Source organism: Acidobacteriota bacterium, from assembly GCA_016184105.1.
In the GTDB taxonomy this organism is placed as follows: Bacteria; Acidobacteriota; Vicinamibacteria; order Vicinamibacterales; family 2-12-FULL-66-21; genus JACPDI01.
Window position 1 is genome coordinate 138789 of record JACPDI010000040.1, and the last position, 10765, is coordinate 149553.

The window sequence follows — 10765 nt, forward strand, 5'->3', positions numbered from 1 at the left end:
TGTGATCGACCGTGGATCGGGCCCCGTCGTCGTCCTGATTCCTGGTGTCCAGGGGCGGTGGGAATGGATGGCGCCCACCGTGGAGGCGCTCGCGCGCCGGTGCCGCGTGCTGACGTTTTCGCTCGCGGCGGACCCGGCGGAGGCGCTGGCGCAGGTCGACGCGGCCCTCGATCACGCGGGTGTGAACGCCGCAGCGATCTGCGGCGTCTCGCTGGGCGGGATGATCGCGCTTCACTATGCGGCGTCGCGCCCCGCGCGCGTGTCGGCGCTGGTGCTCGCCTCGACGCCGGGACCAGCGTGGGAGCCGGATCGGATCCAGGCGTTCTGCGCCCGGTACGGATCCGTCACGGCTCCGGTCTTCGTCGGCGCGGCGATGGTGCGCATGTGGCCCGAGCTGTTGCGCGCGCGAGGTGGGTGGCTGCGCGCGCTGCCCGCCATCGGCCGGCAAGGGCTTCGCGTGCTCGCGCACCCGGCGTCGCCCGGAGGTATGCGCCGCCGGCTTGCATGGTGGCTTGCGATCGATCGCGCGGCCGACGCGCGCCGCGTGCAGGCGCCGGCGCTGGTCCTGGCCGGCGACGACGCGCTCGACCGCGTCGTCCCGGCGAGCGGCACGCGCGAGTACGCATCGTACATCCGCGGTGCGCGGTTCATGACGATCGAGAACACCGGGCACGTGGGCGTGATCACGCGGCCGGATCGTTTCGCGGAGATCGTGTCGGAGTTCGTCAAGGAGAAAAGGGGGACAGTCCCCCTTCCTGATGCTGCACCTTAAAGGACCCGCGGGCGCGCTCGAAGCGCTGCTGGACATGCCACCCGGAGGGCGGGCGCCGCGGGCTGCCGCGGTGTTCGCGCATCCGCTGCCCATCGAGGGCGGGACGATGCACACAAAGGCGGTGTACCAGGGCGTCAAAGGGCTCGCGCGGGTTGGCGTCGCCGTGCTGCGGTTCAATTTCCGCGGGGTCGGCAGGAGCGAAGGCGCCTGGGACGAAGGGCGCGGCGAGTCAGCGGACTTCGTCGCGGCGCTCGATTACATGGCCGCGCGCTATCCGTCGCTGCCCCTCTGGTCGGCCGGGTTCTCCTTCGGCAGCTGGGTCGCGCTCGAGCAGGGGGCCGCCGACGATCGCGTGAAGGTGCTCATCGGGATCGCGCCGCCGGTGGAAGGGCGCGGGTACACGTTTCCGGCCACGCTGGAAAGCGGGAAGCCCAAGTTTCTGATCCAGGGAGAAGAAGACGAGATTTGCCCGCTCCCCGCGCTGCGGCGATTTTACGCGCAGCTCAGGGAGCCGAAGGAACTCGTCGTCATTCCCGACGCGGATCATTTGTTCGAAGGCAGGACGCAGGAAGTCGGTGAAGCCATCGAGGACCTGCTGGGGGACTTCAATGCCTGACGCCGTCATCGTTTCCGCCGTTCGCACCCCCGTAGGCAAGGCGCCGCGCGGCGCGCTGAGCGCGACACGCCCCGACGACATGGGCGCGACGGTCATCGCCGAAGCCCTTCGCCGCGCGCCGGGCCTCGACCCACGGGAGGTGGACGACGTCATCCTCGGGTGCGCGATGCCCGAAGCCGAACAGGGGCTCAACGTCGCGCGCATCGCGAGCTTGCGCGCCGGTATTCCTGTGGATGCGTCGGCGGTGACCATCAACCGCTTCTGCTCGTCTGGGCTGCAGGCGATCGCGTTCGGCGCCGAGCGCATCATGGCGGGCTTCGGGCACACGATCGTCGCCGGCGGCACCGAGTCGATGAGTCTTGTGCCGATGGGCGGGCACAAGGTGGCGCCCAATCCGACGCTGGTGGACACCTACCCGGACGCGTATCTCAGCACCGGACTCGTGGCGGAGAACCACGCGCGGGAGTCGAGCATCTCGCGCGAGGCGCAGGACGCCTGGGCGCTGCGGAGCCATCAGCGCGCGGTGGCGGCAATCGACGCAGGGCGGTTCGCCGAGGAGATTGTGCCGGTGGAGAGGGAAAGTGGGACAGTCACACTTTCCGGGCGACGAGAGGAAAGTGTGACTGTCCCACTTTCCCCTTTTGCCACCGACGAAGGCCCGCGGCGCGACACGTCGCTTGCGGCGCTGTCCGCGCTGAAGCCGGCGTTCCACGTCAAGGGCACCGTGACGGCGGGCAATTCATCCCAGATGAGCGACGGCGCCGCCGCCGCGGTCGTGATGAGCGCGACGCGCGCGAAGGAGCTGGGGCTCGCGCCGATGGCGCGCTTCGTCGCCTTCGCAACGGCTGGCGTGGAGCCGGAGCGCTTCGGCATCGGCCCGGTGCCCGCGGTGCGCAAGGCGCTGAAGCTCGCGGGGCTGAAGCTCGAGGACATCGACCTGGTGGAGCTGAACGAGGCGTTCGCCTCGCAGGTGCTCGCGTGCCTGAAGGAGCTGCCGTTCGATCCGGAGCGGGTCAACGTCAACGGCGGCGCCATCGCGCTGGGCCATCCGCTTGGCTGCACGGGCGCGAAACTGACGGCGACGCTGCTCTACGAAATGCGGCGCCGCCGATCGCGCTACGGCCTGGTCACGATGTGCGTCGGCGGCGGCATGGGCGCCGCCGGAATATTTGAGAATTTGAGTATTTGAGGATCTAGAGGATTTGAGGGTGGAGCGATGACAGTGAGTACTGCGGCGGCAGAGGCGAGAGGCGGCGCGTGGTTGCTCGAAGACACGGCGCCGGAGAGCGTGTTCACGCCGGAACGCATGACCGACGAGCACCGGATGATCATGCAGACGGCGGACGAATTCATCGTCAACGAAGTGCTCCCCGCGCTCGACAAGCTCGAGCAGAAGGACTGGGCGCTCGCGCGCCAGCTCGTGAAACGGTGTGGCGAGGTGGGGCTGCTCGGCACCGACGTGCCGGAGGACTACGGCGGCGTCGGGCTGGACAAGATCTCCTCGATCCTCGTCGGCGAACGCGTGGGGCGCTCGGCGTCGTTCGCCGCGACGTTCGGCGCGCAGACGGGTCTCGCGATCACCCCGCTTCTCTGCTTCGGCACCGACGCGCAGAAGCGGAAGTACCTGCCCGGCATCGTCGGCGGCGAAACCGTCGGAGCCTATTGCCTGAGCGAGTCCGGCAGCGGGTCTGACGCACTCGGCGCGAAGGCGCGCGCCACGCGCCAGCCCGACGGCAGCTTCGTGCTCTCGGGCGAAAAGATGTGGATCACCAACGGCGGCTTCGCGGACCTCTTCATCGTCTTTGCGAAGGTGGACGGCGAACAGTTCACCGCGTTCATCGTCGAGCGGGCGTTCCAGGGCGTGAGCAGCGGGAAGGAAGAGCACAAGCTCGGGCTGCACGGATCGTCGACAACGCCGGTGCTGCTGCAGGACGTGAGGGTGCCCGCGGAGAACCTGCTGGGCGAGGTAGGCAAGGGACACAAGGTCGCGTTCAACGTCCTCAACTACGGGCGCCTGAAGCTCGGCGCCATGTGCGCCGGCGGCGCGAAGATGGCCATCGGCGAGTCGGCGAAGTACGCGGCGAACCGCAAGCAGTTCGGGCAGCCGATCGCGAGCTTCGGCGCGATCCGGTACAAGCTCGCCGAGATGACCGTCCGGTCGTTCGCGGTCGAGAGCATGCTGTACCGCACCGGCGGCCTGATCGACGGGATGCTCGGCGGCTCGCACGATCCGGCCCGGGTGCTTGCCGCGCTCGAGGAGTTCGCGATCGAAGCCTCGATTCTCAAGGTGGCCGGCAGCGAAGTGCTCGACTACGTGCTCGACGAGAACGTCCAGATTCACGGCGGCAACGGCTTCGTCAGGGACTATCCCGCCGAGCGGCACTACCGCGACGCACGGGTCAACCGCATCTTCGAGGGGACGAACGAGATCAACCGGCTGCTGATCCCGGGCATGCTCATGCGGAGAGCGCTCAAGGGCGGGCTGCCGCTGATCCCCGCCGCGATGAAGCTGCAGCAGGAACTCCTCGCACCCGGCTCGCTCGAGATGCCGGGCGACGGGCTGCTGGAAGAGCAGGTGCGCGCGGTTGCCGCGATGAAGAAAGTCGTGCTGATGGTGCTCGGCTCGGCGATGCAGAAATACGGCGAGAAGATCACCGACGAGCAGGAGCTGCTCTCCTGGACGGCCGACATCGCCATCGACACGTACGCGGCGGAGAGCTGCGTCACGCGCGCGCTGCAGACGACGGCACCCCTCGTGGCCGATGCGGCGACGGTGTTCGTCAACGACGCGGCCGGGCGCGTCGAGATCGCGGCGCGCCAGGCGCTCGCGGCCGTCGCCGAGGGGGACACGCTGCGCACGCTGCTCGCCGCGCTGCGCCGGGTGCTGAAAGTGACTCCGGTCAACACGATCGTCCTCCGGCGGCGGATCTCGGACGCAGTGGTCGCGAAAGGCGGATATCCGTTCTAATCTTAGGCGGTTCGGGGGGACTGCGGGGCTGCGCTACTATTGGGATAGCGTGCTTCTTCGCAGTCCCCTGATCGTCCTGGTGTTCACGCTCGCCGCCTGCTCGGCGCCGCCGCCAAGCTACGAGGAGTCGATCGCGCGCGCCCGCGAGGCGAAGGACGCGATGTTCCGCGAGAGCGCCGAATCGCCGATCCCGCCCGGCAAGCGCGCGTCGTGGCCGCCGCTGCAGTACTTCCCCGTGGACGCGAGCTATCGGGTGCCCGCAGCGCTGAAGCCGCCCGCCGGCAGGGCGGAGGCGATCGTGATGCCGACCTCCACCGGCCAGCAACGGCAGATGCGCCGGGCCGGGACGCTGGAGTTCTCCGTGCACGGCCAGCCGCTGCGCCTCTCCGCGTTTTCCGACATCGACTCACCCGTGGCCCAACGCCTCTTCGTTCCATTCGGCGATCTCACGAATGGAGAAGAGACCTATCCCGGCGGCCGGTATCTCGACCTCGACCCAACGCCGACCGGGCTCTACGAGATCGATTTCAACCGGGCTTACAGTCCCTACTGCGCCTACAACCCGCAGTACGACTGCCCCTTCCCGCCGCCGGAGAACCGCCTCAAGGCGCACATCCGCGCCGGTGAGAAGCACAAGAACCCCAAGCCCTGAACCCTGCGATGGTCTGCCTCCCCCGCCACCAGCCGCCTGCCGGTCCCCAGGGCATCGTCTTCGACTTCGACGGCGTGATCGTCAACAGCGAGCCGGTGCACCTGCGCTCGACCCAGGACGCGCTCGCGCGGCGCGGCGTCACGCTGTCGCCCGACGAGTACTACGGTCGCTATGTCGGCTATGACGATGTCGGGATGTTCCGGGCGCTCGCCAGCGACCGCGGGCTCGACTGGTGCAGCGATGATCTGCAGGAACTACTCGTGGCCAAAGCGCTCCGGTTCGAGGCGCTCGAGGCCAGCGACGCCCTGCTCGTGCCCGGCGCGGCCGCATGCGTGCGGCGCATGGCGGCTGTGGCGCCGCTCGCGATCGCGTCCGGGGCGCGGCGCCCTGAAATCGAGCGCCTCCTCAAGCGTCTCGGCCTCGACTCGTTCTTCCCGGTCATCGTCGCATCGGGCGAGACGGAATTCAGCAAGCCGGCGCCGGACCCATACACCGCGGCCGCCGCGGCGCTCCGCGCGCGGCCGCAGGACACCGTGGCGATCGAAGATACCGCCGCGGGTCTCGCGTCTGCCAAAGCCGCGGGCCTCCGCTGCATCGGAGTGACGACGACGTTCCCGGCGGCGAAGCTGCAGATCGCGGACACGATCGTCGGCACGCTCGATGAGATCACGGAGGATCTTGTCCGCTCGCTGGTCGCGCGCGGGCGGACCTGAAAGGTCCGCCTCTGCGGGTACGAGGCTAGAATGGTCCGCGTGAGCCGCTTTGAGCTCGATGCGATCGCCGCGGACCTCGAACGCGCGCTCAGCGCGCCTGGCGACCGCATCGCACCGGCGGCACTTGCCATCGCACGAATCGAACATCCGCACCTCGATCCGCGTCCCCATCTGGAGCAGCTTGACGAATTCGGCCTCCAGGCCGCGCGGCGTCTCGACGGCATCGAGGGGGAACGCGCCCGCGTGAGGGCGCTCAACCGCTACATCTTCGGCGCCCTTGGCTTCGCGGCAAACCGCGAGCAGTACCTCGATCCCCGCAACAGCTTTCTGAACGTCGTGCTCGAGCGCCGCGTCGGCATCCCGATCACGTTGTCCGTCGTTTACATTGAGATCGGCCGGCGCGCCGGACTGCCGCTCGAAGGGGTGGGGTTTTCCGGGCGCTTCCTGGTGCACCCGGTGGGCGGCGGGCCGGTGGGCGAGACGCTGATCATCGATCCCTTCGCCGGCGGGAAGCTGCGGTCGCAGGCTGACTGCTTCGCCTTGCTGCGCGAGCAGGCCGGGGAGGACGCGCGATGGCACCCGTCGCTGCTGGCACCCGCGGACCGCCGCACGATGGCGCTCCGGATGCTGACGAACCTGAAGCGCGCCTACGTCGCGCTTCGCTCGTTTGCGCACGCGCGCCGGGCGGCCGACCTGCTCGTGGCGCTCGACCCGTCAGCCATTTCCGAGCTGCGGGATCGCGGCCTGTTCTCCTACCACCTCGAGGACTTCTCCGCCGCGCTGCGCGATCTCGAGAAATATCTTGCGCTCATCCCCAAGGCGGAGTCCTCCCTGGATGATGATGATGAGTCGGGGCGCGACGAGGGAGCGCGGGAAGAGGGCAAGGCCATCTGGGAGCACGTCAAGAACCTCAGGCGGCGCGTCGCGAGCTTCAATTAGGCCCGATCCAGACGCGCGGCGCCATGACTCCAACAGCCTGGATCAATGACGTCGGGTTCAAGGTGGGGGGGCCCCATCAGAAAGGGGCGCCTCTGGTAACCTCGGCGTATCGACTCGGGTGTCGTGTGGAACGACATCTCGCCGCCGTGTGGACCCGAACGCCGGCTCGTCGCCGGCCAACGCAGACCTGATCAGCGGCGTCATCGCGCCGCGCGTCATCCGGTTTGGTGTGAGGGTGAGCTGGTAGGCTGCTGACAGGCACGGGGCACTTTGCCCTGTGCCTTGTGCCTGCTGCCTCGTGCCTGCTCTGTCCCCTACCGGTGCCGCCCGCCTGCCCGGTAGTTGTGCACCACGATCGCGGACATGGCCACGTTGCTGGCTGCGAGTAGCCAGAACGCCGCCCTGCGGTTCCGCCTGGCGAGCGTGTCGGCGGACTTCAGCGCAATCCACGTGGAGACGCCCTTGAGCGCCAGCAGCCAGGGAGTGGAGGTCGCGAAGGGTTTCATCGCGAAGTTGGTCTCCCGGACCCCGCCCGAGGCAATCCCCGTCACCGTGGAGTGCACGTCCAGCGCCTGGATCCCAACCAGCGACCACCGCAGTCGTTGATAGTCGCGGTCCGAGGACACCGTCGCGCGGTGCGCCTCCCCAGTTTCAAAGATGGTCAGGGCGGGGACGACCGGTGCCCGCAGCGGGTCGGCCGCGGAGTGAGACGGGTACAGGGCGCCGGACGAAACGAGCACGAGCACAACGACGGGCCGAGAGAAACACGCCCGCATGTCGCACCTGGTTCCTTCGGGGAGGCACTGCCAGCGTCTTCAATGGATGTGCCTGCGCAACACCGTGAAGCAACGCGCATCTCTTGGCGCGGTACAGCGCTCGAGTGTCGTGCTCCGGTCCGCCGATCACGATTCTTGCGGGGAGGCCGAACGTTCGGCGCGCCTCAGCGCCCCGGTTCACCGGCGACCTTGTAGTTGCGCGCCGCAATGACGGCGAGGGCGGCGTTCGCGGCCGTCAGCACCCAGAACGCAGCCTTGGGATTCCGCTTCGCGATCCTGTCTGCCGAGCGGAGCATCATCCACGTCGACGCCCCCTTCAACGCGATGAACAGCGGCGCCGATGACGTGAACGGCCGCATCAGAGGGTTGGCTTCCCGCGCGCCGCCGCGCGTGGCGAGGAGCGTCGAGTGCGTATCGAGCACCTGGACGGCGACGAACGACCAGCGCATCGCGCGGAACGCATCGACGGGCCGCGAGGTCGCCGCGACGGTTGGCGTGACTGGCGCGCGCAGGCCGATCAGCGGCTGCTCCATGAGCGGCCGTGACGGCAATAGTTCGCCGGACACGCTCGCCGGGCACAGCGCGATCGCCGTTGAGATGAGAGCCGCGGGTATGAAGCCGGTTGAACGCAGTGACATTCCGTACTCCTGTGAAGTGCGTCACGACGGCTGAGTTCAACGGCCGTACCCGCCGGGAATGGCGTTTTTCTTGGGATTTCGCGCGATCCGATCGCGCGTGTGCGTGCTGTCTGCGCGGGCGCCGCACACCACGCGCCGCTGGCAGCCGAAATGCACGCCTGTGGAACGGGAGGAGTGGGTGACGACATTGCAGAGACGGACCAAGCTCGGCCTGCTGGCGCTCGCGTTTACGATGGCGCTCGTCTTCGCGCCGTCGGAGAAGCGGTCGGTGTACGCGGACGTGATCGGTGCCGGCGGCGATGAAGACATCACGGTGACGGGCTGCCTCGTCGCTGGCAACGGTGACGGCAAGGGGTTCTTGTTGACGAACGTGTTGCCTGCGTCCATCGACATGTCGACGCGAGCGGCGCAGGGACAGCAGACCTCCGGCACCTCCGGCACGCTGCCGGGTGCGTCAACGGTGATCTACTGGCTGGACGATCTGGAAGATGACGACAGCCTGGCCGATTACGCCGGGCGCCGGGTGGAAGTGCGCGGAGAGGTCGAGGGGGACATCGACCGTGGCGGGATGGAAATCGAGCGCGACGGTGACTGGGTGGAGATCGAGATCACGTCGGATGGCCGGAAGGTGGAAACGCGCCTGCCATGGGCGTCGGTGATGCCAAACGACGGCAAGGCCGTCGGCACGTCAGGCACGCTCAAGGAGGGTCAGGAGATCGAGCTGAACATCAACGTCCGCAAGATCGATGTGAAGGACGTGCGGGTCGTGGCGGGCAGCTGCCGGTGATCGCGTACGCGGACCACGAGGGCTAGGCGCGCCAGCCAACCATGCGCGCGAGCTTTCCGAGCAGCGTCGGCTGGTCTCGCACCTCGGTCGCCTCTTCGAGGATATCGAGGCAGCTGCCGATCGATGGGGCGATGCCGATGCCGAGGCGGCGTGCGCTGGCTTCGATCCGCTCGTCCGATTCGCGGAGGATGAGCAGGGCCCGCGCTTTCGAGTCGGAGATCACGTCGACGCAGTTCTTCGGGCTGTCGTCCACCAGGTAATCGAGGTGAAGGGCGGCGGCGGCTTTTCCCCGCGAGCCGGGCATCACGAGGACGCTCGGCCAGTCGAACCCCTGCTCCACGAGCCACGCCTGGGTCTGTCGCTGCACGGCCTCTCCGGCGGTCTTCGGCCGCTGCGTGATGAAGAACACCTCCCAGCCGTGCCGCACGGTCATGTCGCGGATACGCCGGACGGCATGCGGGTCGATCGGGTGGAGCGTGGACCAGAAGTTCGGCGTCGCCTCGATGGCGGCCCACACGCGGTCGAGCTTGCGGCGCGACGGCGCGACGCCGCCGGTCTTATCGTCCGCGGGCTGATCGCTCGCGCGCCGCTGTGGTATTTCGGCGCGCTCCTGCTCGGAGGCGCGCGTCTCTGGCTGATCGGGTGGCGGAGGCGTGTCGTCGCCGAACAGGCGGACTTCGACGTCGCGGAACGCGGCATCGAAGTCCGCGAGCGTGCCGTCCATGTCGAAGGCGATACGCAGGGGCATGGTGAGAGTTTACCGTTTCCTTGTCAGAACCCAACGGCAGATCCCTTTGTCAGAACCCGTCGTGGGAACTCCCTTTCAAGCACGTCGACGATGCGAGTGGCCGCGTGCCCGTCCCAGCCTTCCGGGATCGGCGCGGCGCCGTCGCGATCCCTCATCGCCTCGCGGACGTACCTGACGGCAAGGTGTGGATCCTCGCCGGCGAGGCGGTTGCCGCCGTGCTGCAACGTGATCGGCCGCTCCGTGTTCTTGCGCAGCGTCACGCATGGTACGCCGAGCACGAACGCTTCTTCCTGCACGCCGCCGGAATCGGTGAGCAACGCCGCGGCCTCGTCTATCAGGCCGAGGAACTCGAGGTACCCGAGCGGCCTCATCACGCGAAGCCGGCCGCCGCGATCCATGTCGTCCCAGAGGCCGCCGTCCTTCAGGCGCTGCACGGTCCGCGGGTGCGCCGGGAAGACGACCTCGGTATGATCCGCGAGGCTCTGGAGCGCGTACACGATCGAGCGTAGCTGCTCCGCGCTGTCGACGTTCGACGGCCGGTGCAGCGCGACGACCACGTATTCCCGGGAGTGGAGGCCGAGCGCCTCGGGCACGCACAGCGCGCGGGCCGCGCGGCGATGCTTCACGAGGCTGTCGATCATCGTGTTGCCCACGAAGTGGATCTTCTGATGCGGGACGCCCTCCTTGCGGAGGTTCTGCTCGGCGTCCCGCTCCGTCACGAAGAGCACCTCGGCGAGCGCGTCGGTCAGCAGGCGGTTGGTCTCCTCCGGCATGTCGCGGTCGTAACTGCGAAGCCCGGCCTCGACGTGCGCGACCGGAATCCGAAGCTGCGTGGCGACGAGCGCCGCTGCGAGCGTGGAGTTCACGTCGCCGAAGACGACCACCAGGTCGGGCCGCTCGCGCCGGAATTGCGCTTCGAGCGCAATCATGATGCTCGTCGTCTGGTAGGTGTGCGTGCCCGATCCGACGCCCAGGTTCACGTCTGGCGCCGGCATGCCGAGCTGCTCGAAGAACACCTCGGAGAGCTTCTCGTCGTAGTGCTGGCCGGTGTGGACCAGGCGCACCGTCCAGTCCGGCCGCCGCGCGCGAAGCTGCTCCACGACCGGCGCGGCCTTCGTGAAATTGGGAGCGCCGACGATCAGGTCGATGTTCATCG

At 68.4% G+C, this 10765-nt stretch carries 12 protein-coding genes; 8 read left to right on the forward strand and 4 right to left on the reverse strand.

Annotated features, from left to right (window positions below):
* Position 1 precedes the first annotated feature (1 nt).
* From HYU53_14650 to HYU53_14680, 7 genes are read left to right on the forward strand one after another with little or no spacing between them, the layout of a single operon-like run.
* Positions 2 to 772 carry an alpha/beta hydrolase gene (locus tag HYU53_14650; protein MBI2222432.1) on the forward strand — a complete coding sequence of 257 codons (771 nt, stop codon included), beginning with the start codon at positions 2 to 4 and terminating at the stop codon, positions 770 to 772.
* Positions 759 to 1388, forward strand: a complete 630-nt coding sequence (locus HYU53_14655) for an alpha/beta hydrolase (GenBank protein ID MBI2222433.1) — start codon at positions 759 to 761, stop codon at positions 1386 to 1388. The genes HYU53_14650 and HYU53_14655 overlap by 14 nt, the downstream gene beginning before the upstream one ends.
* Positions 1381 to 2577 carry an acetyl-CoA C-acyltransferase gene (locus tag HYU53_14660; GenBank protein ID MBI2222434.1) on the forward strand — a complete coding sequence of 399 codons (1197 nt, stop codon included), beginning with the start codon at positions 1381 to 1383 and terminating at the stop codon, positions 2575 to 2577. Before HYU53_14655 ends, HYU53_14660 begins: the two co-directional genes overlap by 8 nt.
* A gap of 27 nt (positions 2578 to 2604) precedes the next feature.
* Positions 2605 to 4356: an acyl-CoA dehydrogenase family protein gene (locus tag HYU53_14665; protein ID MBI2222435.1), complete on the forward strand. Its 1752-nt coding sequence runs from the start codon at positions 2605 to 2607 to the stop codon at positions 4354 to 4356.
* Positions 4357 to 4405: 49 nt separating this feature from the next.
* Positions 4406 to 5008 (forward strand): DUF1684 domain-containing protein, encoded by a 603-nt coding sequence (locus HYU53_14670; protein ID MBI2222436.1) that lies wholly within the window; start codon positions 4406 to 4408, stop codon positions 5006 to 5008.
* Between the two features lie 8 nt (positions 5009 to 5016).
* Entirely contained in the window at positions 5017 to 5721 is a 705-nt protein-coding gene (locus HYU53_14675) for an HAD family phosphatase (GenBank protein MBI2222437.1), read from the forward strand.
* 39 nt (positions 5722 to 5760) lie between these two features.
* Positions 5761 to 6660 carry a tetratricopeptide repeat protein gene (locus HYU53_14680; GenBank protein MBI2222438.1) on the forward strand — a complete coding sequence of 300 codons (900 nt, stop codon included), beginning with the start codon at positions 5761 to 5763 and terminating at the stop codon, positions 6658 to 6660.
* A gap of 314 nt (positions 6661 to 6974) precedes the next feature.
* Here the strand turns inward: HYU53_14680 and HYU53_14685 are convergent, their stop codons facing one another.
* On the reverse strand, positions 6975 to 7400 hold the full coding sequence (locus HYU53_14685; GenBank protein MBI2222439.1) for a hypothetical protein: 426 nt from the start codon (positions 7398 to 7400) through the stop codon (positions 6975 to 6977).
* A 200-nt stretch (positions 7401 to 7600) separates the two neighbouring features.
* Positions 7601 to 8074 carry a hypothetical protein gene (locus HYU53_14690; GenBank protein MBI2222440.1) on the reverse strand — a complete coding sequence of 158 codons (474 nt, stop codon included), beginning with the start codon at positions 8072 to 8074 and terminating at the stop codon, positions 7601 to 7603.
* Between the two features lie 178 nt (positions 8075 to 8252).
* Between HYU53_14690 and HYU53_14695 the strand changes: the two genes are divergently transcribed.
* Positions 8253 to 8861 (forward strand): hypothetical protein, encoded by a 609-nt coding sequence (locus HYU53_14695; protein ID MBI2222441.1) that lies wholly within the window; start codon positions 8253 to 8255, stop codon positions 8859 to 8861.
* A gap of 22 nt (positions 8862 to 8883) precedes the next feature.
* On the opposite strand, the gene HYU53_14700 is transcribed toward HYU53_14695, so the two are convergent.
* Together HYU53_14700 and wecB are read right to left on the reverse strand one after the other, a co-directional pair.
* Positions 8884 to 9609 (reverse strand): hypothetical protein, encoded by a 726-nt coding sequence (locus HYU53_14700; protein MBI2222442.1) that lies wholly within the window; start codon positions 9607 to 9609, stop codon positions 8884 to 8886.
* A 23-nt stretch (positions 9610 to 9632) separates the two neighbouring features.
* Positions 9633 to 10763: a UDP-N-acetylglucosamine 2-epimerase (non-hydrolyzing) gene (gene wecB, locus HYU53_14705; protein ID MBI2222443.1), complete on the reverse strand. Its 1131-nt coding sequence runs from the start codon at positions 10761 to 10763 to the stop codon at positions 9633 to 9635.
* Positions 10764 to 10765: the final 2 nt, after the last annotated feature.